This window comes from Anaerostipes stercorihominis, from assembly GCF_057535655.1.
Genome location: NZ_BAAJCL010000012.1, coordinates 16,937 through 41,569 on the forward strand (window position 1 = coordinate 16,937; position 24,633 = coordinate 41,569).

The 24,633-nt window shown below is 40.5% G+C and carries 22 protein-coding genes and 1 other annotated feature; of the genes, 18 read left to right on the top strand and 4 right to left on the bottom strand.

The features are described from left to right. The first annotated feature begins 63 nt into the window (after positions 1-63). The 4 genes from cls to AC27EF_RS10560 are packed head-to-tail and all read left to right on the top strand — an operon-like array spanning position 64 to position 4,803. On the top strand, positions 64-1,626 hold the full coding sequence (cls, locus tag AC27EF_RS10545) for a cardiolipin synthase (RefSeq protein WP_487110718.1): 1,563 nt from the start codon (positions 64-66) through the stop codon (positions 1,624-1,626). Positions 1,627-1,637: 11 nt separating this feature from the next. Further along, the gene (locus tag AC27EF_RS10550) at positions 1,638-2,384 is read left to right on the top strand and encodes a class I SAM-dependent DNA methyltransferase (RefSeq protein ID WP_487110719.1); all 747 of its coding nucleotides are present in this window, start codon (positions 1,638-1,640) and stop codon (positions 2,382-2,384) included. 25 nt (positions 2,385-2,409) lie between these two features. Continuing rightward, positions 2,410-3,291: an Hsp33 family molecular chaperone HslO gene (hslO, locus tag AC27EF_RS10555; RefSeq protein ID WP_487110720.1), complete on the top strand. Its 882-nt coding sequence runs from the start codon at positions 2,410-2,412 to the stop codon at positions 3,289-3,291. A 27-nt stretch (positions 3,292-3,318) separates the two neighbouring features. Then, entirely contained in the window at positions 3,319-4,803 is a 1,485-nt protein-coding gene (locus tag AC27EF_RS10560; RefSeq protein WP_487110721.1) for a fibronectin type III domain-containing protein, read from the top strand. Positions 4,804-4,956: 153 nt separating this feature from the next. Here the strand turns inward: AC27EF_RS10560 and AC27EF_RS10565 are convergent, their stop codons facing one another. Next, on the bottom strand, positions 4,957-5,268 hold the full coding sequence (locus AC27EF_RS10565) for a DNA-directed RNA polymerase subunit delta (protein WP_487110722.1): 312 nt from the start codon (positions 5,266-5,268) through the stop codon (positions 4,957-4,959). Positions 5,269-5,405: 137 nt separating this feature from the next. Here AC27EF_RS10565 and rpiA point away from each other — a divergent pair, with 137 nt between their 5' ends. The 3 genes from rpiA (at position 5,406) to AC27EF_RS10580 (ending at position 8,070) form a co-directional block, all read left to right on the top strand. After that, positions 5,406-6,032 carry a ribose 5-phosphate isomerase A gene (rpiA, locus tag AC27EF_RS10570; protein WP_487110723.1) on the top strand — a complete coding sequence of 209 codons (627 nt, stop codon included), beginning with the start codon at positions 5,406-5,408 and terminating at the stop codon, positions 6,030-6,032. Positions 6,033-6,062: 30 nt separating this feature from the next. After that, on the top strand, positions 6,063-7,028 hold the full coding sequence (locus AC27EF_RS10575; RefSeq protein ID WP_487110724.1) for a Gfo/Idh/MocA family protein: 966 nt from the start codon (positions 6,063-6,065) through the stop codon (positions 7,026-7,028). 94 nt (positions 7,029-7,122) lie between these two features. Then, positions 7,123-8,070 (top strand): magnesium transporter CorA family protein, encoded by a 948-nt coding sequence (locus tag AC27EF_RS10580; RefSeq protein ID WP_487110725.1) that lies wholly within the window; start codon positions 7,123-7,125, stop codon positions 8,068-8,070. Between the two features lie 132 nt (positions 8,071-8,202). Here AC27EF_RS10580 and sigG read toward each other — a convergent pair whose 3' ends face one another. After that, positions 8,203-8,982 carry an RNA polymerase sporulation sigma factor SigG gene (gene sigG / locus AC27EF_RS10585; RefSeq protein ID WP_487110726.1) on the bottom strand — a complete coding sequence of 260 codons (780 nt, stop codon included), beginning with the start codon at positions 8,980-8,982 and terminating at the stop codon, positions 8,203-8,205. Positions 8,983-9,121: 139 nt separating this feature from the next. On the opposite strand from sigG, the gene AC27EF_RS10590 reads away from it, so the two are divergent. Next, entirely contained in the window at positions 9,122-9,955 is an 834-nt protein-coding gene (locus AC27EF_RS10590) for a substrate-binding periplasmic protein (RefSeq protein WP_487110727.1), read from the top strand. A 108-nt stretch (positions 9,956-10,063) separates the two neighbouring features. Here AC27EF_RS10590 and AC27EF_RS10595 read toward each other — a convergent pair whose 3' ends face one another. After that, positions 10,064-11,839: a M24 family metallopeptidase gene (locus AC27EF_RS10595; RefSeq protein WP_487110728.1), complete on the bottom strand. Its 1,776-nt coding sequence runs from the start codon at positions 11,837-11,839 to the stop codon at positions 10,064-10,066. A gap of 202 nt (positions 11,840-12,041) precedes the next feature. On the opposite strand from AC27EF_RS10595, the gene AC27EF_RS10600 reads away from it, so the two are divergent. Beyond that, positions 12,042-13,265, top strand: coding sequence for a 6-phosphofructokinase (locus AC27EF_RS10600; RefSeq protein ID WP_487110729.1), 1,224 nt, complete (start codon positions 12,042-12,044; stop codon positions 13,263-13,265). Between the two features lie 200 nt (positions 13,266-13,465). On the opposite strand, the gene AC27EF_RS10605 is transcribed toward AC27EF_RS10600, so the two are convergent. Further along, a complete protein-coding gene (locus AC27EF_RS10605) occupies positions 13,466-14,305 on the bottom strand; it encodes a YihY/virulence factor BrkB family protein (RefSeq protein ID WP_487110730.1) in 840 nt (279 codons plus the stop codon). Positions 14,306-14,491: 186 nt separating this feature from the next. Between AC27EF_RS10605 and AC27EF_RS10610 the strand changes: the two genes are divergently transcribed. From AC27EF_RS10610 to pheS, 9 genes are all read left to right on the top strand, one after another. Further along, positions 14,492-15,268: a ZIP family metal transporter gene (locus AC27EF_RS10610; protein WP_487110731.1), complete on the top strand. Its 777-nt coding sequence runs from the start codon at positions 14,492-14,494 to the stop codon at positions 15,266-15,268. 194 nt (positions 15,269-15,462) lie between these two features. Next, positions 15,463-16,293 (top strand): BglG family transcription antiterminator LicT, encoded by an 831-nt coding sequence (licT, locus tag AC27EF_RS10615; RefSeq protein ID WP_487110732.1) that lies wholly within the window; start codon positions 15,463-15,465, stop codon positions 16,291-16,293. 227 nt (positions 16,294-16,520) lie between these two features. After that, a complete protein-coding gene (locus AC27EF_RS10620) occupies positions 16,521-17,504 on the top strand; it encodes a PTS sugar transporter subunit IIB (protein WP_487110733.1) in 984 nt (327 codons plus the stop codon). 39 nt (positions 17,505-17,543) lie between these two features. Next, on the top strand, positions 17,544-18,344 hold the full coding sequence (locus tag AC27EF_RS10625; protein WP_487110734.1) for a PTS mannose/fructose/sorbose transporter subunit IIC: 801 nt from the start codon (positions 17,544-17,546) through the stop codon (positions 18,342-18,344). A 20-nt stretch (positions 18,345-18,364) separates the two neighbouring features. Continuing rightward, on the top strand, positions 18,365-19,276 hold the full coding sequence (locus tag AC27EF_RS10630) for a PTS system mannose/fructose/sorbose family transporter subunit IID (protein ID WP_487110735.1): 912 nt from the start codon (positions 18,365-18,367) through the stop codon (positions 19,274-19,276). 419 nt (positions 19,277-19,695) lie between these two features. Next, positions 19,696-20,082, top strand: coding sequence for a DUF956 family protein (locus AC27EF_RS10635; protein ID WP_487110736.1), 387 nt, complete (start codon positions 19,696-19,698; stop codon positions 20,080-20,082). 14 nt (positions 20,083-20,096) lie between these two features. After that, positions 20,097-21,032, top strand: a complete 936-nt coding sequence (locus AC27EF_RS10640; RefSeq protein WP_487110778.1) for a type I phosphomannose isomerase catalytic subunit — start codon at positions 20,097-20,099, stop codon at positions 21,030-21,032. Between the two features lie 57 nt (positions 21,033-21,089). Beyond that, positions 21,090-23,201 (top strand): PTS sugar transporter subunit IIABC, encoded by a 2,112-nt coding sequence (locus AC27EF_RS10645; RefSeq protein ID WP_487110737.1) that lies wholly within the window; start codon positions 21,090-21,092, stop codon positions 23,199-23,201. Between the two features lie 54 nt (positions 23,202-23,255). Further along, positions 23,256-23,456 (top strand) — a binding site (T-box leader). Positions 23,457-23,577: 121 nt separating this feature from the next. Further along, positions 23,578-24,597, top strand: coding sequence for a phenylalanine--tRNA ligase subunit alpha (pheS, locus tag AC27EF_RS10650; protein WP_487110738.1), 1,020 nt, complete (start codon positions 23,578-23,580; stop codon positions 24,595-24,597). Positions 24,598-24,633 lie beyond the last annotated feature (36 nt).

The following is a 24,633-nucleotide window of genomic DNA, read 5'->3' on the forward strand; positions in this document are numbered from 1 at the left end:
TTTGTGTTTTGATATGATAAAGAGAAATATGAAAACACGAATTTTAGTAAGCAGGAGAAAGTGATGAAATTTACAGAAAACTTAACAAAACCAATCTCAAAAATTTTAAAATTTCTTCTTCGCAGGCTTGTGTTTGTGGCAGTTGCCATTGTTTTGCAGATTGTTTGGATGACATATCTGTTCATGGTAATTGGAGAATATTCAAAGCTGATTGAGTGGATTTTCCGAATTGGTGCCATTTTGCTGGTTGTGTATATTGCCAACAAAGATGACAATCCTGCATATAAGCTGGCATGGACAATCCCGATTTTAATTTTTCCGATTTTCGGGGCTGTGCTTTATCTGATGCTTGGTGATAAGCAGCCGTCAAGAAAATTGAGACATGCCCTGGAAGAGTCCATTGAAGATACGCAGTTTTTATTGGGACAGGATTACAGCGTGATGGAGAATCTGGAAAAAGAAGATTTTCAGGTGGCAGGTCAGGCAAAATACATTGACCGATATGGAGGATATCCGATTTATCAAAATTCAGATGCCCAATATTATCCATCTGGAGAAGCAATGTTTGAGGAGCTTCTGGAAGATTTAAAGAAGGCAAAGCATTATATTTTTATGGAATTTTTCATTGTAGCCCGTGGGTATATGTGGGATACGATTCTGGAGATTTTGAAGGAGCGGGTCGATGACGGAGTGGAAGTCCGTTTCATGTATGATGACGTGGGATGTGTTGATCTTCTGCCTTATAAATATTATAAAGAACTGGAAAAGTACGGAATTATGGCAATGGCATTCAATCCGATCAAACCGTTGGTTTCTACGGCGTGGAATAATCGAGATCATCGAAAGGTCATTGTGATTGACGGTCACACGGCATACACAGGCGGACTCAATTTAGCGGATGAATATATCAATCGTATCGAGCGTTTTGGTTATTGGAAGGACGCCGGACTTCGGGTGACCGGAGATGCGGTTTGGAATTTTACCGTGATGTTTTTACAGGTTTGGAATGCTCTGCGAAAAACCGATGAAGGATATGGTGCGTTTCTGCCTCATAAACATTACGACGAAGCCTTTGTGGGAAAGGGATATATCCAGCCTTATGCGGATAACCCTCTGGACCATGAAATCGTTGGTGAAAATGTTTATTTGAATATCATTAACACTGCAAACCATTATGTTTATATTTATACACCGTATTTAATTATTGATAATGAGATGATGACAGCGTTGTGTCTGGCTGCCAAGCGCGGGGTGGATGTAAGAATTGTGACACCGGAGATTCCAGATAAGAAAGCAGTATTCTGGCTGACACAGTCTTATTACGGTCAGCTTGTAGATGCAGGGATTACAATTTATCAGTATACGCCGGGCTTTATTCATGCAAAGTGCTTTGTCAGTGATGATAAGGTAGCCACAGTAGGAACCATCAATATGGATTTTCGCAGCCTGTATCTTCATTTTGAAAACGGTGTTTTTCTCTACAAGAATGATGTGGTGGAACAGATGAAAAAGGATATGCTAAATACATTTGAGATCAGCCGGCATATTACAAGACAGATGTGCCGGGGAAATCTTGGAAAAACTTTGGTTCAAAGTATCTTAAGACTTCTGGCTCCGCTGCTTTAGAAAGGAAAACAATGGAAAGTTATAAGAATTTTGCCAGAGTATATGATGAATTTATGGATCAGACGCCCTATGATACATGGTTTTGGAACCTTCAAACGGTTTTTTCGCGGTTTCTGGTTCCCAAAAAGGGAAAGATTTTAGATCTGGGATGCGGAACCGGTAAGATGTCCCGCCGACTCAGCCGCGCTGGATTTGAGGTGACAGCAGTGGACTGTTCGGCACAAATGCTGGAAATTGCCGCCAATGCATCAGCAGATCCCGTTTTATATGTGATGCAGGATATGGTATCCTTGGAAGTGCCGGAGAAAATGGATGCCGCCATTAGTATCTGTGACTGTTTGAATTATATTTTGGATGAAAAAGATTTGCGGGAAGTTTTTAAGCGGGTTAGAAATTCACTGAAGGATGGAGGAATCTTTCTGTTTGATATGAATACTCGTTTTAAATACGAACAGATTTTAGCCTGCAATACCTTTGCGGAGGATCGAGAAGATGCAAGCTTTATTTGGGAGAATTTCTATGATGAAGAAGAACGAATAAACGAGTATCAACTGAGTCTTTTCATAAAAAACGAGAGGGGTACTTATGATAAGTTTCAGGAATTGCATCTTCAGAAGGCATACGATACTCAGGAAATTTGCCAGATGCTTTTGGAGAACGGATTTGTTTCCGCAGAAGTTTTGGATGCAGAAACAATGAGAGAACCGGTGGAGGAAACAGAACGTTGCTATTTCATTGCACAGGCTTGTACAAAATAGAATGTAAATTTAGGAAGGAAATATTATGAGTGATTATATTATCAGAGGAACAGCGGCTCAGGACCAGATTCGTTTTTTTGCCGCCTGCACAAAGGACGTTGTGGAGAATGCGAGACAGAAGCACAATACCAGCCCGGTTGCCACTGCAGCATTGGGAAGATTGTTGACAGCCGGAGCAATGATGGGGAGTATGTGCAAAAATGACAGCGATGTGATTACACTGCAGATTCAGTGCAGCGGACCGATTGGAGGGCTTACCGTTACTTCAGATTCCAAGGCGAACGTGAAAGGATATGTCAATCATCCGGAAATTATGCTTCCGCCAAGCAAAGAGGGCAAGCTGGATGTGGGAAAGGCGCTGGATTTGGGCGTTTTGACTGTAATCAAAGATATTGGACTAAAGGAGCCTTATTCCGGGCAGACGCATTTGGTGTCCGGAGAAATTGCCGAGGATTTAACTTATTATTTTGCAGCCAGTGAACAGATTCCTACTTCGGTAGCATTGGGCGTTTTGATGAATAAAGATAATACTGTGCGGCAGGCAGGAGGATTTATCATTCAGATGATGCCTTTTGCAGAGGAGAAAACGATCAGCGAGCTGGAGAAAAAGATTGCGAAATTTCAGTCTGTAACGGCAGCGCTGGAAAAGGAACATACTCCGGAAAAGATGATGGAAGAGCTTTTAGGGGATCTGGGAATGAAGATTTATGATACAATGCCTACAAAATTCTTCTGTAATTGTTCAAAAGAACGGGTAGAACAGGCTGTGATCAGCGTAGGGAAAGAAGAAATTCAGTCTATGATTGATGATGGGGAGCCTATTGAAGTAAATTGTCATTTTTGTAATACGCAGTATCATTACAGCGTAGAAGACTTAAGGAGAATGCTGAAAGAAGCAGTACATTAAGCTTTAGTGGAGGGAAGGTGTGAAGGTATGAAAAAGATCGTTGTAATTTTTTTGATTCTTTTATTTGGAATGACGACAATTCCTATCGGGGCATCTGAGCAGACTAAAACAGCAGATGATATTGAGGCTGCATACAGCGGACATACATTTCAAAGAGGGGCAGACAAGGTTTATACTTTATCAGCGACAAAAAGGCAGGACAATGGAGAGATTGATCTGCCTAAAACACAGACACTGACGCTTACAGTAAAGAATGGGGCGAAAATAGATCTAACGGGAATACGGGCAGAAATGAAGAGCGATGCCGGAAAAAAAGATCTTCGGCTGACAGTATCGTCATCTTCTCAAAAGGCAGAAATTCGGATTAATTTTTCAAATTCCAGAGTGTCTACATCTTTAAACATGACAGATGAGATTTTCATATATAATAAACAAAATCAGAAAATCAAAAGTTTGTTTTTTGCCTATGATACTCCGTATTACGAGGACGAACATCATGATGGATTTAATTCTTTGAATGATTGGTCCGGCACATGGGGTTCATCGGAGGGAGAAGCCTTCCGCAGTTTGGGACGACTGGACATATATCAGACCAGTGGAGTTTTGACGTATACATATCGGGCAAAAGGAAAACAGGGCGTAAAGGCATTTCATTTGAATCCAGAGGGGAATTTTACTTTTTTAAATGGAAAAACAGAATGGACTAAGATCAATCATAAAGCGGGAGCTGTAAACAGGATTCAAATAAAATGCAAATCTTCTTATCTTGCTCAGATGAAAAAGGATTTGATTTATTATTTGGGAAAATATCAACAAACTACGATACAGTATGTATTTGATGATATTGTGGTGGAATATGCAGATGGATGTTATATTGGCGGTGCGCTGGATCCGATTTTCCTTGGACATCAGGCGACGGTAAAAATTCTTGAGAAACCTTCTCTGAAAACTACCAGCCGAAACACAACCTCAGTGAAATTAAAGTGGAAAAAGCTCGGAGGAGTCAGTGGGTATCGTATTTACCGCTCCAAAAAGAAAAATTCAGGATATAAAAAGATAAAGACGGTTTCTTCCCAATATACATCCTATCGAGACAAAAAAAGGAAATCTGCGGCGGTCTATTACTATAAAATATGTCCATATCGTAAGATTTCATATAAGACAACCTCCGGCAAAACAAAGAACATCACAATTTACGGCAACTATTCTTCAGCACATAAATCCGGTACAAGACCGAAGAAAGCGGCTTTTCGAATGAAAAAGCATGGGAGAAGATTGCAAATTATAAATAAGAAAATAAAGGGCTGTACCGGATACCGCGTCTATATGAAGCGGGGGAAACGGGGAAAATATAAAAGAATAAAACAGATGAAAGGTTCCGGAAAGCATACTTACCGTACCAAAAAGCTTCAAAGGAAAAAAGTTTATTATGTGAGAATCCGGGCGTATAAACAGATCAGTGGAAAGAAGTATTTTGGAAGTTATTCAAAATCAAAAAAGATTCGAATTTAATTTTTTAGAAACAAGGAATCAAAGAAAGGGCGCTGCTGCAAAAGTAAATGATGCATCTATTTTTGCAGTAGCGCCCTTTACAATATTTTAAGGCTTGCGTCTCTCAAAATCAAAAAAAGGGAAACAAAAGCTCTGGCGGACTTGTCCGCTCTGTTATTCGGCAGCGTTCGCTGCAAATTCTTTTGTTACAGTCTTTGCCGGCGTTTCATCGTTATGATCAGCGGTAATGTTGATGGAAACGTAATCTCTGTCTTCTTCTGATGGTTCTGGAAAGATATCTTCGTCATCAAAAGGTTCGTCGTCAAATGATTCATCATCAAAATCATCATCAAGGTTGCTGCCGGAAATTACTTCTTTGAGTTTCTTTAGAATTGCTTTGATTTGATCGCGGGCAATATAAGTAACTGTGGCAACAGTAGCTACGATTGTAGCCAGTTTGCAAAGATCTTTAAATGCTTTTTTCATAAAAAGACTCCTTTCCTTTTTCTTCTTTCATTTTATAATGAAACTCAAAAAAATGCAATGCGGGATTGACAAAATAAAATTTCGTGATAAAATCAATATATAAAATAATTTTCTGCACCGCAAGAAAGGAGGACGATGTGAAGCGATTATGTGCAAAAGCGGCACTGGAGCTGGTGCCGGATCAAGGAGTTATAGGGCTTGGAGGCGGAGAAACCATAGGGTATCTTGCAGAATATATAAAAGAGAAAAAACCTTCCATTCAAGTGGTGACACCGTCAAAAGAAACAGCTGAAACTTGTCGAAAATTGGAGCTTCCTGTGATTGAAACAGTGCAGGTGAAAAAATTGGAGATTGCATTTGACGGCTGCGATCAAATAGACAGGCAGTTGAATGCTTATAAGAGCGGAGGCGGAATTCATACTTTGGAAAAAATCATTGCCAGAATGTCCGAGGAATATGTGCTGTTGGTGGATGAAACAAAGGTGTGTGAAACTTTAGGAAACGAAATTCCAATTGTGTTGGAGATTGTACCGGAAGCAATTCAATATGTGACCGCACAGGCAGAGACAATGGGAGCTTCGGTGAAAATACGAGATCGCCATTTGCTGGAACTTTATTTCAGGGAGTTGCCGGATCTGGAAACATTAGATTGTCAATTGAAGCAGATCACAGGTGTTATTGAGACTTCGCTTTTTTATCAAGTTGCAACTGGGGCGTTGGCTGCGGGAAAAGATGGAATCAGAAAATTAACGAGAAGAAAATAAAATCATTGCGTGAATAGGAGATGAAGTGGAATGAGCACATGGGGAATCTTGGGATGCGGAACCATTGCAAATGAAATGGGAGCAGCATTTCAAAAAATGGGAAAAGAAATTTATGGAATTTGTAATCGGACGTTAGAAAAAGCAGAAAAATACGCGAAAACATACGGAGTAAAGCATGTTTTTTCTAGCTATGAGGATATGCTTGCAGATGAGGCGATTGATATTATTTATATTGCTACACCGCACAGTATGCATTATGAAAACATGAAAGAGGCTGTATGTGCAGGCAAACATGTGCTGTGTGAAAAGGCAATCACTGTGAATGCACAGCAATTAGAGGAGGTTCTTAAACTGGCAGAGGAACATCATGTGATTGTGCGGGAAGCTATGACAATCTCACATATGCCATTGTACCGGAAATTAAAAGAGAGAATGGAAGAGGGAGCCATTGGAAAGACCAAAATGATTCAGGTAAACTTTGGAAGCAACAAGGGTTATGATTCTTCCAATCGCTTTTTTGCTTTGGAGGCAGCGGGTGGAGCTTTGCTGGATATTGGAGTTTATGCAACTGCATTTGCAAGAACATTTTTAAGCGAGATGCCAAATACCATTCTTACAACCGTAGAATATCTGGAAACAGGGGCAGATGAGCAGTCCGGAATTCTTATGAAGAATACCAAAGGCGAGATGGTTGTTATGTGTCTGACGCTTCGTGCGAAACAGCCAAAACGGGGCGTGGTTACCGGAGATCAGGGATATATTGAGGTTTATGAGTATCCAAGAGCATGTAAGGCAACGATTACGAATACAGCAACCGGAGAGGTCGAGACTGTGGAAGCAGGAAAAAGTGAGGATGCTCTGCAGTATGAGGTTGAAGCAATGGAGGGAGCTGTTGCGGGAACCCTTCAGGATCACTGCCAGGAGATTACCAGAGATACCATGCGGATTCTCACAAGTATAAAAACACAATGGGGCATGAAATACCCATTTGAGTAAAAAAGAAAATGGAATATTTGTGAATTCATACTTCTTCGCACTGGACGGACCGCGTCCGATAAGGTATACTTAAGGGCAGAGAAGGAGAGGAACAATGATCCAGATTTTTAAGAATTATGAAGGACAAAAAGAATTAAAAGAGCTTGACCATATTGAATTGGAATCATGGGTAATGATTACGGACCCAACGATGAGTGAATTGATGGGAATTTCAGAGTCCTACGATATTGATATGGATGATTTGAAGGCCGCGCTGGATACAGAAGAACGCTCCCGTCTGGAAAATGAGGAAAATTATACAATGATTCTTGTAAATATTCCAGTGGTGGAAGAGGAAGATCATAAGAAATGGTATGAGACGATTCCTCTGGGGATTTTTATTACGAGAAAGATTGTATTTACAGTTTGTCTGGAAGAGACGAATATTTTAAAACAGTTTATCGACGGACTGGTATCTAATTTTTATACCTTTATGAAAACCCGTTTTGTATATCAGATTCTTTATAATAACGCCGCATTATTTCTATACTATCTGCGAGTGATTGATCAGCGGGCAAATCAGGTAGAAGATCTGCTTCACGAAACTTACCGGAATAAAGATTTGATTCAGCTGTATGATTTGGAAAAATGTCTGGTTTATTTTACAACAGCATTGAAATCCAATGAAGTGGTTCTGGAAAAATTACGAAAACATATTGGACTGCGCCATTATGAGGAAGATCAGGAACTTTTGGAGGGCGTTATTATAGAGAATAAACAGGCGATGGAGATGACAGATATTTATCATAATATTTTAAGAAGTACGATGTCTTTGTTTGGCTCCATCATTGATAATAATTTGAACCAGGTGATGAAATTTTTAGCAGCAATTACCATCATTTTAGAACTGCCGACCATGATCTCCGGTTTGTATGGAATGAATGTAAATATTGCGGGAATGCCGTTTGCAAGAGATATTTATGGATTTGCAATTATATCGGTGTTTTCATTGATCGTCTGTCTGATTGCAGTGTATATCCTAAAAAAGAAAAATATTTTGTAACAAAGGAAAGCATTATCAGCTTTCCTTTGTTACAATTTGGCAAACATTTCTCTTTTTCGCTGATTATAAAAAAGCCTTGCTTTCCTATCTCGCAAAATACGCACCGAGTGCATGAGAAGAGATCGCTTGGTTTTAATCGGAGAGATGAGACTTCATATGCTTTAATGCATTTTTTTCCAGACGGCTTACTTGCGCCTGAGAGATGCTGATTTCATCGGCAACCTCGGTTTGGGTTTTGCCTTCAAAGAATCGGAGACGAATAATGTGATATTCACGGTCGGAGAGACGGTTCATAGCTTCTTTTAAAGCAATGGATTCCACCCAGAGATCTTCTTTATTCTTCTTATCTTTCACTTGGTCCATCAGATATAAGGTGTCTCCTCCATCCTGATAAACCGGTTCGTATAAGGAGAGAGGTGTTGCAATGGCGTCCAAAGCAAACAAAACATCTTCTTTTTTCATATCAATTTCTTTTGCAATGCGTTCCAAAGAGGGTTCGCAGTTGAGCTTTTTGGTCAGACGTTCTTTCGCGTTCATTGCTTTATAGGCGATATCCCTGAGGGAACGGCTGACACGCATAGTATTATTGTCCCGCAAATATCGTTTGACTTCTCCGATAATCATTGGGACTGCGTAAGTCGAAAATTTGACGTTGAGACTTCGGTCAAAATTGTCAATGGCTTTCATCAGCCCGATACACCCTACTTGAAATAAATCATCTGCATTTTCACTGCTTCCGGAAAAGCGCTGGATGACACTCAGCACCAGTCTTAAATTTCCCTTGATGTATTGTTCCCGTGCTGCCTGATCTCCCTGTTCAATTCGTTCAAATAATGAATCTTTTTCTTCATCGCTCAGGAGCGGAAGAGCAGAAGTGTTTACTCCGCATATTTCAACTTTGTTTAGTGCCATAGTGATTCCTCCATTTGTAAATCATTCTAATAAAATGATGGACAAATTGGACATAGTTTATACGATGAAAAAATTGCCAGAGAAAATTGACTTCTAATTTTTTCGGTGCTATGATATGGGAAGAAAAGGAGATTTAGGCATGAAGAAAATTTTTGCAGCAGTCATGATGATAAGCCTCGTATTTTGTCTGGGAGCGTGCAGTATGCCATGGCAGAAAAAAGAAGAGGAAAAAGAAGAACAAAAACAAGTTGTGGAAGCTTCCAAAGTCAAAGGGAGCATGAAAGGGATGACGCTGAACGTTGGAGTGTCCAATGAGATGGAACCGTTTTCTTATTATGATCCCCAGGAGAAAAGGATTGTGGGATTTGACATTGACATGTTAGAGAAAATCAGCGAATATTTAGGGTTTGAATACAAGCTGCATCCAATGACTGTAACGGAAATGGAAAAGAAAATAAAAAGCAAAGAACTGGATCTTGCAATAGCAGGAATTTCCATTACAGAGGAACGCCAGAAACAGTTTGCATTTACGGATCCCTATTACGAGACATATCTTCAAATTATGATTCATAAAAAAACACTTATTACAGAGCGCAAAGAAATTCAAGGAAAAGTGATCGGCGTGGAAGCAGGCACCTCCAATGCAGAGTATGTGGAAGATTATATGTCAGATCATCAAAATAAAATAAAATATTATACATCGATGAAAGCATTGCTGGAGGATCTGGAAAAAGGCAGGATTGATGCAACGATTTATGATGCTCCCGGAGTAGAAAGATATTTTGAGGAGCATAGGGATCAGACCAATGTCATTGCGCTGGAAGAAAAATTAAATTCAGATGAAAGCAACTATGGAATTATGTTTTCGAAAAATTATCCGTATTTGGACCAATTTAATGTAGCGCTTCAGGTGCTGAATACGGATGGAAGTTATCAGAAAATAAAAGAAACATGGCTCAAATCAGAGGAGTAGAGTGTTTGCCGATCAGAACAGAGCAGTTTATGTATTATCAAAAAAGAATCCAGGATTTTCAAAAATCCGGGATTCTTTTTTGATAACGGTTTGTTTTCAACAGAACGGTCATTGAATGAGCTGTGTTTTAAGCCAAGTCGCTTCTTCGTCGGTTAAGTAAGAATTTACAGTATCATAGACCATCTGTTGATAATCTTTTAAAAGTTTCTTCTCTGCTTCATTTAAAAGAGAAAAGTCAACGCCGTCTAAATCAATGGGAACTGCAGTCAGGGGTTCAAAGGCAAGGAATGTACCATATTGGTTCTTGCGCCATTTTTTACAGTAAAGCATATTTTCTGTTCGGATGCCAAATTTTCCGGGAGTATAAACTCCGGGTTCATCGGTTATGACCATGCCCGGTTCTAAGACAGCATCCAGGGCATCCGGATATGATCTCCAGCGAAAAGCATTGGGACCCTCGTGGACTCCGAGAAAATATCCAACGCCGTGACCTGTACCGCATTGGTAATCTATGCCTTCTTGCCAGAGAGCCTCTCTGGCAAGAATATCAAGATTGCTTCCGCGGCATCCGAAGAGAAATTTTGCATCTGCCAATGTAAGCATAGACTTTAGTACCAGTGTAAAGCAGCGTCGTTCCTCATCGGTAATGGGACCAAGAATAAAAGTTCGGGTTACGTCAGTGGTTCCGCCGTAATACTGTCCGCCGGAGTCAACGAGAAGCATACCTTCCGCCTGTATTTCCATATCAGTTTCCTCTGTAGATTGATAGTGCATCATAGCAGCGTGGGCTTTATAGGCACAGATGGTATCAAAACTTGGACCGGTATAGTCCGGCTGCTTTTTACGTTCAAGTTCCAGTCGATCAGCGATGGAACGTTCTGTCATCGGAACTTTCCCCGCATTGGTTTTGAGCCAGTACATAAATTTAGTCATTGCAACGCCATCGCGGATATGACATTGTTTCAGATGAAAAATCTGCGTATCGTTTTTGATGGCTTTCATAGATTCGACAGGATTTTTTTTATCAATGATTTTACATTTAAACAACCGTTGATAGTGGTCATAGCTGATTTGTTTTGTATCGAGCAAAACGCTGGTATGCTGTTCGTCTAAAAAAGAGGCTGTTTTATCGTAATCCCCAATGGTGATGTGGGAATCTCTCAAATGCCGGAATGTGCCGGCGCTCACGCATTCCCTTCGGAGAAACAAAGAGCATTGCTCTAAAGTGATCCATGCATAGCTGTAAAATAAAGGGGTGCATGCAATATCATCGCCTCTTAGGTTAAAAAGCCATGCAATATCAGGGAGAGATGATAGAAATAAAGCCTGTGCGCCTTCCTGTTGCATAATATTTCTCAGACGTTTTAATTTTGATGCATAAGTCTCGCCGGTATAGCGCAGATCATGTTCATAGATCGGCTGTTTGGACATAGCGGGACGTCCCAATGGTATCCATAATTTTTCTGCCAGAAAATGATGATATTGAAACGTACTATGATGCTTTTTGGAAAGCTTTGCCAATTTTTTCCCATAATCGGCGGAAATAACATTTCCGTTGACGCCGAGAATGTCTGTTTCAGTCAGATGCTGGTCTAAAAATTCCAAAATTGTAGGAACGCCTGCGGTTCCCTGCTTCATCAAGTGAATGTCAGGGGAAAGCTGTTGTTTTGCCTGAGTAAAATATCTGCCGTCGGTCCAAAGCCATGCTTCTTTGGAACTGATAAGCAGCGTTCCTGCCGAACCTGTAAAGCCGGAAATAAATTGACGGCATTTGAAATGATCGTCAACATATTCCGATTGATGGGGGTCTTCACTTGGTATCAGATAATAGGTGATTTGATGTTCGAGCATAACTTTCCGAAGTTCATTTAAATTAGCGTTCATTTTAGAACCCTCCCTTTCACTGAGTACCGATGGAAAAATCCGTCGGATTTCATCCTGCAGTTTCATTATAACGAATCGGGGATCGTTCGTCTAGGAAAAACATGGAGATTGATTTGCACAACATTTCACTCAAAAATTTGTCAAAAACTATGAAAATAATGTATAATCGAAAAGAACAAATGTAAAGATAAAGGAGGATTTTATGAAAAATATGCTTGTTGCCCAGTCAGGAGGACCTTCTGCTGCAATAAATGCGACCATCGCGGGTGTGATTGATGCAGGGATTCAAAGTGATCAGGTAGAACATGTGTATGGCGCTCTTCACGGAATTAAAGGAGTGCTCAACGAAAATTTTGTAAATCTGGATGAGATTTGTAACACAAAAGAAAAAAGAGATTTGTTGGCAATTACTCCGGCAGCCGCACTGGGGTCCTGTCGATGGAAATTAAAAGATCCCAAAGAAAGTGCAGAAGAATTTGAAGAGATTATCCGAATTTTAAGAAAAAATAAAATTGGATATTTTATTTATACCGGAGGAAATGATTCCATGGATACTGTATATAAGCTTTCTGTATATTGTAAAGAACATGGAATTGATGATATTAAAATTATGGGAGCGCCAAAGACGATAGACAATGATCTTGGAGAAACCGATCATTGTCCGGGATTTGGATCAGCGGCAAAATTTATTGCCACTGCGTTTACAGAGATCGGATGCGACTGTTTTGTCTATGATGTGCCGTCTGTAACCATTGTGGAAGTTATGGGACGAAATGCCGGATGGCTGACTGCATCAGCCGCTTTGGCAAGAAATGGCGGGAGAAGAGTTCCGCAGCTGATTTATCTTTGTGAAAAAGCTTTTGAGGAAGAACAGTTTCTAAAAGACATAGAACGAGCTTTGGAAAAAGAAAATAATATTATTGTTGCAGTCAGCGAGGGAGTGAAGGATGCCTCCGGACATTATGTGGGGGAAGAGACCAAATCCGGAAAAGAAGACGCATTCGGACATCAGTATTTATCCGGAATTGGAAAATATCTGGAAGGCTTGGTTGCAGAAAAAATTGGATGCAAGGTCAGATCTGTGGAATTGAATATTCTTCAAAGGTGCGCAGGATATATGCTCAGCGAGACAGACATTATGGAATCAAGAAATTTGGGCGCGTTTGCAGCAGTGAGCGCTATTCGGGGAGAAAGCGGAAAAATGTCTGCGGTAAAAAGAATCTCAAATTATCCATATCAGGTGGAAATTGATCTTGCGGATCTTTCCAAGATTGCCAATTATGAGAAAAAAGTTCCGTTGGAGTGGATTAATGAGGAGGGCAATGATATTACAGAAGAACTTCTGGATTATTTGGAGCCGTTAATTCAGGGAGAAGTAAAGATTCCGTATAAAAATGGAATACCGAAACATTTTGTTTTGTTATAGAAAAGTTTTTGCTTTCCGGAAAGATGGAAATGGACTGTGGAGTTGTCGGATTTCCGGCACTGTCGTCTCAATAGAATAAGCCCTTTTCAGAATTATGAGAAATATCATATTCTGAAAAGGGCTTATTTTGTTGAAAGGGAATTTTTGTCGAACAAACAAAAATCATTCACGGAAATTTATATCACTGCAGAACCAGGACCTTATTGAACCGGCTGACGAAGCTTTTTATTTCGCTGCAGGATAAAATACCGGTTGATTTCAGCACCGATAAAGAACATCATCATACAAAAATAGAGCCAAAATAATGTCAGGAGAATACTGGTCAGACCACCGTACATAATATTATAAATAGAAAAATTATCAAAGTACATGGAAAAGAAAAAAGACAAAACAATCCACGCAATGGAACTGAAAAATGCACCGGGAAGAATTTCTGTAATCTTAAATTTTTCGCTGGGAAGAAACTTAAATAATATAAGAAAAACAATCATAAAAGTAAAAAAAGCCAGTAAAAACCGGATGACGGCAAATACAACATGCTGATTTTCAAGAAGCGGCTGAAAACGGTACAGCTGCACCAACAGTGAGTTACCGAATAACAGAAGAATCATACCGAACAGCACAGCGACTGCCATCAGCCCAATATAGATACTGGAAATAAAGCGAAGAACAAAATAGTTGCGCTTTTCCGGGATCTCATGGATGGTATTCAAACCGGTCATCATGGATAAAATTCCTTTGGATGCAGACCATAATAAAGTTAACACAGTGAAAGACATATACGTTGTTGTGATTTTTCCATTCAGAGAGCGAATAATTGGCACGACCGATGCGCTGTATTGTTCCGGAAGATAGGTTTGGACCAGAGCGATCATGTCGTTGGGAGTAATCGGGAAAAAACGCATCAGGCTTAACAATACAATTAGAAATGGAAAAAATGAGAGAATCGTAAAGAATGCAGCCTGTGCAGAGAAGGCTGTGATATGATCTCTCTGAGCTTTGTCAATGATCGAACCGACCATAGAAATTAATTTTAACATATGAATTACCTCTCAATTTGTTCGTTTATCGTATCATAATTGGTGAAAATATACAAGTTTTCAATGAAAGAATGACGTGTTATAATAACAAGATGCCGGAGTCAAAAGATTATACGTCACATGTCTGCTTGGAAAAGCGGATCTGCCGGCATCAAAATAAATAAAAAATAGAAAGAAGAAAAAAGAATGAATATTTTTATCGGAATTATAATACCCTTTATAGGAACGGCTGCAGGTGCGGCGGGTGTATTTTTCTTAAAAAATGAATTAAGGCCAAAAGTTCAAAAAAGCTTATTGGGATTCGCATCGGGAGTTATGGTGGCGGCGTCTGTCTGGTCACTTTTGATTCCCTCCATGAATATGTCAGAGCATATGGGAAAGCTGTCATTTCTTCCGGCAGCAGCAGGATTTCTCCTTGGTATCTTATTCTTGCTCATTATGGATGAGATCATACCCCATATGCATTTGGATCATAAGGAACCGGAGGGAATGAAAAAGTCTTTGGCGAAATCAACGATGCTGGTGCTTGCGGTGACACTTCATAATATCCCAGAGGGAATGGCAGTGGGCGTGGTATTTGCAGGGGTACTGGCAGGCAATGAGGGAATGACGCTGGCAGGTGCGGCCGCTTTGTCCATCGGAATTGCAATTCAGAATTTTCCAGAGGGAGCAATTATCTCAATGCCGCTTTTAGGAACCGGAATCAGCAAAAGAAAAGCATTTTTCTATGGCGTTTTATCTGGTATTGTGGAGCCCATTGGGGCGGCAGTGACCATTTTGCTAGCCTCCAGAATCGAGCCGGTTCTTCCGTATTTTTTATCTTTTGCGGCAGGAGCCATGATCTATGTTGTGGTGGAAGAATTAATACCGGAATCCGCGCAGGGAGAGCATTCTAATTTTGGAACCATTGGTTTTGCAATGGGATTTGTTCTGATGATGATTTTAGATGTTGCACTGGGATGAAAAAAAGTGTATACTAAACAATAGACATCAAAAAATAAAGGAAGTTTTAAAAAATATAAAAAAATTATAAAAATTTTCTTAAGGAATAAGGTTGACAAACACCGGGATGTTTGTTAGCATAAGAACAGGGCGATGAGTTGTGTTGCCTGGGCAAGAAAAGAAGTTTTCTTGAATCTATTTTACGAGGTGAAGTTGTGCAAATTACAAAGATTGTGAATAATAACATTGTAATTTCAGAAGATCACAGCCATCGTGAAGTAGTGTTAATGGGGAAAGGACTTGGATTTCAGAAACGTAAGGGTGATGAGATTTCAGAAAGTCAGGTTGAGAAGACCTATGTGATGAAAGATCACGGTATGACGGAACGATTTCAGGAAATGGTTGCAGATCTTCCGATCGAACGCGTGAGAGTATGTGATAAGATTATTCAGTATGCAAAGGATACGCTGCAGAAGAATATCAATGATAATATCTACATTTCATTGACAGATCACATTAACTTTGCAATTGAAAGGGTAGAGATGGGAGTTCCGTTTCAGAATCCTTTTCTATGGGAAATCAAGAAATTCTATTATCAGGAATATCTGATTGGAAAAGTTGCCATTGGAATGATTGAGAAAGAATTGAAGGTGACCCTTCCGCAAGATGAGGCTGCGTTTATTGCGCTTCATATTGTAAATGCAGAGCTGGATCTGGATATGAGCGAGATGGTTTCCATGACGAAATTGGTCGATGATATTTTGAAAATTGTTGATGAATATTTTGGAAATCAGTTGGATAAAGAATCGGTCTTCTATGAAAGATTCATTACGCATTTAAAATTTTTTGCACAGCGCATCTATATGGGAAAAGCGATTGAAAGTGATGATACTGAATTTCAGGCAATTATCCGAAGCAAGTACCAGGAATGTGCAGAATGTGTGGAAAAGATTAAACATTATGTAAAAGAAACCTGCAATCATGATATCACGGATGAGGAAATGATGTACTTGACGGTACATATTAAGCGGGTTACTACAAGATAAAAAGTTTATAAGATTCATTATATCAGGATTGTTACTGGTAATGCAGGCTAAACTTGATTTAAATCATAGATTTTCGGAGAAGGAATTCTTCGCGGAATAATTTCGTGAAGTTTTTTTTGGAAGAGATTTTGCGGTTTGAATCAGGTTTTTTTATTTATAAGGAGCTAATAAAGTTCTTATAAAAATATATTTAGCTTATAAAATCTAGAAAAGGAGGAATAAGAAAAATGGTAGGAATTATTCTTGCTACACATGGTGATTTCGCCAAAGGCATTTTGCAGTCCGGCTCCATGATTTTCGGGGATCAGCCAAATGTACAGGCTTGCACGCTGCAGCCAAGCATGGGTCCAGAAGATATCAAAAAGCAAATGGAAGATGCAATTGCCGGGTTTGAAAATCAGGATGAAGTGCTGTTTATGGTTGATTTATGGGGTGGGACTCCATTCAATCAGGCAAATGGATTAATTGCAGGGCATGAGGATAAGTGGGCAATTGTTGCCGGACTGAATCTTCCGATGCTGATTGATGCATATGCGTCTCGCATGACAATGGATACAGCACATGAAGTTGCAGCACAAATTTCCGGAAGTGGAAAAGAAGGTGTAAGAATCTTCCCGGAATCTCTGGAACCGAAGAAAGAAGAGACTGCACCGGCAGCAACAGCAGCACCTCAGGGAGCAATCCCGGAAGGAACAGTATTGGGAGACGGACATATCAAAATCGGGCTTGCTCGTATTGATACTCGTCTGCTTCATGGTCAGGTTGCGACAACCTGGACAAAGATGGTCGGACCGGACCGTATCATTGTCGTATCTGACAGTGTTGCAAAAGATGATCTTCGTAAGAGAATGATCATTGAAGCGGCGCCTCCGGGAGTGAAGGCTCACGTGGTACCGATTCAGAAAATGATCGAGGTATCAAAGGATCCACGCTTTGGAGAAACAAAAGCACTGCTGTTGTTTGAGACTCCGCAGGATGTTTTAAAAGCTGTAGAAGGCGGAGTGGATATTAAAGAAATCAACCTTGGTTCTTTGGCTCATTCCACAGGAAAAGTAGTTGTAACAAAAGCAGTAGCTATGGGAAAAGAAGATGTGGAAACATTTGAGCAGCTGATCGCTAAAGGCATTACATTTAATGTAAGAAAAGTGCCGAGTGACAGTCCTGAGAATATGGATGAGATGCTCAAAAAAGCAAAAGCAGAATTAAATTAGCAGTCGATCTGCACAAAAAATAGAATAGGAGGAATTATAATGTCAATTGTTTCAATGATTTTAATTGTGATAGTTGCTTTCCTGGCTGGTATGGAAGGTGTCATTGATGAATTTCAGTTCCATCAGCCGCTGGTAGCGTGTACATTGATCGGACTTGTGTCCGGACAGCTTGTTCCTTGCATCATTCTTGGAGGAACTCTTCAGATGATCGCACTTGGATGGGCTAATATTGGTGCTGCGGTTGCACCGGATGCCGCTTTGGCTTCTGTAGCTTCCGCAATCATTCTTGTTCTAGGAGGACAGGGAAAAGCCGGTGTTGATACTGCGATCGCAGTTGCAATTCCACTGGCAGTTGCAGGTTTATTCTTGACAATGATCGTTCGTACTCTTTCTGTAATCTGTGTTCATAGAATGGATGCAGCAGCAGAAAAAGGAAATTTCAGAGGAATTGAAATCTGGCATATTATTGCGATCTGCATGCAGGGACTTCGTATTGCGATTCCGGCAGCGGCACTGCTTGCAATTCCAGCATCTGTTGTATCTAACGCATTAAACAGTATGCCGGCATGGCTGACAGACGGAATGTCTATCGGTGGTGGTATGGTAGTAGCCGTAGGATATGCTATGGTTATTAACATGATGGCAACAAAAGAAATCTGGCCATTTTTCGCAATTGGTTTCTGTCTGGCTGCGCTGTCTGACCTTACACTGATTTCTTTAGGAGCAATCGCTGTATCCTTAGCTTTGATTTATCTGAAACTTTCTGAAAATGCAGGATCAAGTAATGGCGGCGGTGGAAACACAGGGGATCCGCTTGGCGATATTTTGAATGATTATTGATTGAGAAGGAGGTAAGAAAAATGGCAGAAAAAGTTACATTGACGAAAAAAGATCGATTATCCGTAGCATTGCGTTCTACTTTCCTTCAGGGATCATGGAACTATGAGCGTATGCAGAATGGTGGCTGGTGTTATTCAATGATTCCGGCAATCAAAAAGTTATATACAAATAAGGAAGATCAGGTTGCTGCGTTAAAGCGTCATCTGGAGTTCTTTAATACACATCCATACGTGGCTTCTCCGGTTATTGGTGTTACACTGGCGCTGGAAGAAGACAGAGCCAATGGAGCAGAAGTAGAAGACAGCGCAATTCAGGGTGTAAAGGTTGGTATGATGGGACCTTTAGCCGGTGTTGGTGATCCGGTATTCTGGTTTACAGCAAGACCAATCCTGGGAGCTTTGGGAGCTTCTCTGGCAATCGGAGGAAGCATTCTTGGACCAATCCTTTTCTTCGTACTTTGGAATGTAATTCGTTGGGCATTTATGTGGTATACACAGGAATTTGGTTATAATGTAGGAACGAAAATTACAGAGGACCTTTCCGGTGGTTTATTGCAGAAAATTACAAAAGGTGCTTCAATTCTGGGTATGTTTGTCCTTGGTGCACTGATTCAGCGTTGGGTTAACATTAGTTTCCAACCGGTTGTATCAACCGTACAGTTAAGTGATGGTGCATATATTGACTGGGCAAAACTTCCGGAAGGTTCTGCAGGAATTCAGCAGGCACTGCAGCAGCAGGCATCAGGCTTGTCTTTGACACCTGAAAAAGTTACAACACTTCAGAACAACTTAGATTCTCTGATTCCAGGTCTTGTTCCGTTGCTGTTAACTCTGTTCTGTATGTGGTTATTAAAGAAAAATGTTTCACCAATCATCATTATTATTGGTCTGTTTATCGTAGGTATTGCAGGACATTTAGTAGGTTTATTATAATTCATACAAGATGTGAAAGCCCGGATTTCCGGGCTTTTTCTTGTAATATAGGAAAGTTTTGACTTTCCTATATTAATTACAAAAACGCTCCGCGGGATGCACACGATGTGCAGAGGAAAGCTGCATTCGCAGCCGCACATCGGCGCGCAAAGCGAAGCAAGGTCTGCATTTCATTTCGGACGGTGCTAAGCGGACATCTGCAAGATATCCAGTACCCCTTAAGGATTGAGAGATTTAGGGAGTTTGAGACGGACCTGTCCGCTTTGTTCTAATAATATAGGAAAATTCTGACTTTCCTATATTACAAAAACGCTCCGCGGGATGCATCTCGTCTCAGAGGAAGATCGAGAATCTCTTCTTGTAGAAACAAATGAAATTGTATAAAATAAAAAGAGAGATTTTAAAATCGGAGGAGAAATATGGCGCAGTCAATTAATACAAAAGTTGATCTTGTAGTAAATGGAACATCTTATCTGGGGTTAAACAGCTATGGTAAGATTATGATTGGGGACAAAGGCTTTGAGTTTTTTAATGAACGCAATGTCAATGATTTTATTCAGATTCCGTGGGAGGAAGTAGACTATATCATTGCATCGGTACTATTTAAAGGTAAGAAAATTCCAAGGTTTGCGGTTCAGACAAAAAAGAACGGAACGTATACTTTCGCGGCAAAAGAACCTAAGAGGGTGCTTCGGGCAATCAATAAGTATATAGCATCAGATCATATGGTACGGTCCTTGAGTTTTTGGGACGTATTAAAGCGAAATCTGATGCCCTCAAAAAAGAAAGCAAAAATGAAAAAATAAAGGGAGGTAGTATGATGGGACACATTTTAAAAATGGAACCGGTTTTCAAAGAGATGATCTGGGGCGGGCATAAGCTGCGCGATGTATACGGATATGAAATTCCCAGTGATCACACCGGGGAATGTTGGGCGATTTCTGCGCATAAAAATGGAGACTGTATGATTGCAGACGGAGAGTTTGCAGGCAAAACTTTGTCATGGTTGTTTGACAACCACAGAGAATTCTTCGGAAATATTGAAGGAAAGCAGTTTCCATTATTGGTAAAAATCATTGATGCAAAAAACGATTTATCAGTACAGGTGCACCCTGATGATGTCTATGCCGGCGAGCATGAGAATTCACTGGGCAAGACAGAATGCTGGTATGTACTGCAGGCTGATAAGGGAACAAAGATGGTGATGGGACATCATGCAAAGACAAGAGAGGAATTTATCAAAGCGATTGAAGAAGATGATTACGATCATCTGTTAAATTCCTTTGCGATTGAGGAGGGGGACTTCTTTTATATTCCATCCGGAACACTTCACGCCATTTGCAGCGGATCCTTGATTTATGAAGCGCAGCAGTCCTCTGATATTACGTATCGTGTATATGACTATCATAGAAAAGATCAAAATGGAAACGAACGTCAGCTCCATGTAAAGCAGTCCATTGATGTGACCAACGTGCCTGCGAATATAGAACATGAGAAGACTTTTCAAAAAGAAGGAATTCAAAACGGAACAAAGACGACTTACATCCAAAGCGAATATTTTTCGGTACATTGTTATCAGATGACAGGAAAAAATGTGGTAAAAAATGATGTTCCATTTCAGATGGTCAGTATTCTTGACGGAACTGGAAGGATCGATCAAAGAGAGGCAACAAAAGGGGATCATTTTCTGATTTGTTCAGATCAAGAAGAAACAATGTTTGATGGAACCATGGATGTGATGATTACGACGCTTTAAAATGTATTATGTCCGCTTTGTTTTTATCAACAGAATGAAGAGAGGGAACGATGGAAAATGAAAAACAAATACTTTGGCGTTTTGCAAAGAATGGGACGATCTTTTATGCTGCCGCTTGCGGTACTGCCTGTGGCGGGACTGCTTCTTGGGCTTGGAAGTTCCTTTACCAATGAGACTATGATTGAGGCATATGGTTTGAACTCTGTTCTTGGGAAAGGGACGGTTCTTTATGGTTTGTTGATAGTCATGCAGAAGGCAGGAGAGGTCCTGTTTGACAATCTTCCGATTATTTTCGCAGTGGGAATTGCCATTGGTATGGCGAAACATGAAAAAGAAGTGGCAGCGCTGGCGGCGGTGATTGCATACTTTTCGATGAATGCGTCGGTGAATGCGCTGTTAGTTGCAACGGGAGCAATCTTGGAAAATGAAATCATTGCTCAGGATATTCTGGCTGGAACAATCACAACTTCCGTGGGAATCCAGACATTGCAGATGGGAGTGTTCGGCGGGATCATTACAGGAATGGGAGTCGGAGCTCTTCATAATCGTTTTCATCGGATCAAAGTACCCAATGCATTATCGTTTTTTGGGGGAAGCCGTTTTGTACCGATTATCAGTGCGATTGTATATGTATTCGTAGGAATTTTGATGTTTTTTGTTTGGCCGCCGATTCAAAGGGGGATTTACTCTCTGGGAGGATTAGTGACAGGAACCGGATATCTAGGGACCTTAATTTTTGGACTGGTGAAACGATTCCTGGTACCATTTGGACTACATCATGTATTTTACCTTCCATTTTGGCAGACTGCCGTAGGCGGAACGATGGAAATTTCTGGGAAATTGGTGATGGGTGGGCAAAATATCTTCTTTGCACAGCTTGCAGATCCGTTGACGCAGCATTTTAGTGCAGAGGCATGCCGATATTTTTCGGGAGAATTTATTTTTATGATTTTCGGATTGCCAGGAGCAGCTCTGGCAATGTACCACTGCGCTCAACCAGAAAAGAAAAAATTAGTGGGAGGACTCTTGTTGTCTGCCGCGTTGACTTCTATGGCGACGGGAATTACGGAACCCATTGAATTTACATTTTTATTTGTAGCTCCGATGTTGTTTGGAGTTCAGGTGATTTTGGCGGGAGTTGCGTATATGCTGGCTCATATATTGAATATTGCTGTCGGATTGACATTCTCAGGAGGGCTCATTGATCTATTTTTATTTGGAATCCTTCAGGGAAATGATAAAACCAATTGGATGCGTCTGATTCCCATTGGAATTATATATTTTGCGCTTTATTATTTTATATTTAAGTTCCTGATTTTAAAATTTGATTTAAAAACACCCGGACGTGAGGATGAGAAAGATGAAGTACGCCTGTATTCCAAGGAAGACAGAGGAGATTGCATAGATTCTGCGTTTCAGCTGCCCGCGCTGATTGCAGCAGGGCTTGGAGGAAAAGCGAACATCGGAGAGATTGACTGCTGTGCAACACGTCTTCGCTGCGGACTTGCTGATATTGCTTTGGTAGATGATGCTGTGCTGCGAAGAACCGGATCAAGAGGAATTTTGAAACGAGGAAATAGTATTCAGATTATTTACGGACCGCAAGTCACAATTATCAAATCTCAGTTGGAGGAATATTTGGAGGACGGCAGGGAGGACCGAAAAACCCGTCGTCTGGTAAAAGAAATAGAGCGGAAAGCAAAGGACGAGAGGAAAATAGAAATGATTTATTCTCCAATCAAAGGAGAGATAATTGAACTGGAGCATGTGCCGGATGAGGTTTTTTCCGGAGGAATGCTTGGCGAAGGATTCGCGGTGATTCCAGAAGAAGGAGCTGTTTTTTCTCCGGTGGAAGGCGTTGTTTCGGCTGTTTTCCAAACCAAACATGCCATCGCTTTGATTTCTCAAAACCACGCAGAGGTACTCATTCATATGGGACTCAATACTGTTAAATTGGCTGGCAAAGGTTTTGATGTAAAAGTGGAACCGGGACAGAAAGTGAAGGTTGGTGATTTGCTGGCGCAATTTGACCTGGAGGAGATGCAAGATGCCGGATTTCATATGATAACACCGGTGGTGATCAGCAACAGCTCCGATTACATCAGTATTACATTGGAGCAGACAGGAGAACAAGAAGTTGGAACGGATATCTTGATGCTCAAACAATGAAATCTTGGAAAAGCCATTGACATATAAAGTTAGTATGGTATAGAATAAGGAAAGTTAAAGGCATTGATGGTGCACAGTAAGAAGAAATAATCTTCCGAATTTCACACCGTAGCTGTATCTTTGAACGAGATGAGATTCATCAGTAGGAGATAACGGAGTCTGCCCGTTACGCAGAAACTTAAGTGCTCAAAACAGTGGAAAACTGTGATGAGAATTAGGGTGGTACCGCGAGCAAGTTCAAAACTCGTCCCTTTGTGGACGGGTTTTTTTATAATATAGGAAAGTAAAAACTTTCCTATATTATATATTATAAAAACGCTTTGCAGAGTTGTACAGGATGTGTACCGAAAACGAATAAAATGAAAGGGATAGAACTATGAAAGAAAGATTAGAGGCGATTAAAAAAGATGCCTTGGAGAAAATCAAACAGGCAGAGGCTATGGATGCTCTCAACGCAATCCGGGTATCTGTACTTGGAAAAAAGGGAGAATTAACCAAGGTATTAAAAGGAATGAAGGATGTCGCAAAAGAAGAGCGTCCGATGGTCGGACAGATGGTCAATGATACCAGAGCAGTCATTGAGAAGGCGCTGGAAGAAGAAATGACGCTCTTAAAGAAAAGAATCCGTGAAGAAAAAATGAAAAAAGAAGTGATTGATGTTACGCTTCCCGGAAAGACTCATGAAAAAGGGCATCGTCATCCAAATCAAATTGCCCTGGATGATTTGGAACGAGTTTTTATTGGAATGGGATATGAGGTTGTAGAAGGCCCGGAAGTGGAATATGACAAATATAATTTTGAGTTGCTGAATATACCGGAGAACCATCCTGCCAAGGACGAACAGGACACTTTTTATATTAATAAAGAAATTTTACTGCGAACACAAACTTCACCGGTTCAGGCACGTATCATGGAAACTGGCAAAATGCCGATCCGCATGATCGCACCGGGAAGAGTTTTCCGGTCCGATGAGGTAGATGCAACCCATTCTCCATCATTCCATCAGGTGGAAGGTTTGGTAGTAGATCAGGGGATTACTTTTGCTGATTTAAAAGGAACTTTGCAGCAGTTTGCCAGAGAGTTTTTCGGACCAAATACAAAAGTAAAATTCCGTCCGCATCATTTCCCATTTACCGAACCAAGTGCAGAAGTAGACGTAACGTGTTTTAAATGCGGTGGAAAAGGCTGTCGTATGTGCAAAGGAAGCGGATGGATTGAAATTCTTGGATGCGGAATGGTACATCCTCATGTGCTGGAAATGTGCGGAATTGATCCGGAAGTTTATTCAGGATTTGCGTTTGGAATCGGGCTGGAGCGGGTGGCTCTTTTAAAATATGAAATTGATGACATGCGCCTGTTATACGAAAATGATAAGAGATTCTTGTCTCAATTCTAGCAACTATAAAAAAATAATAGGAAGATGAAAGGAAAG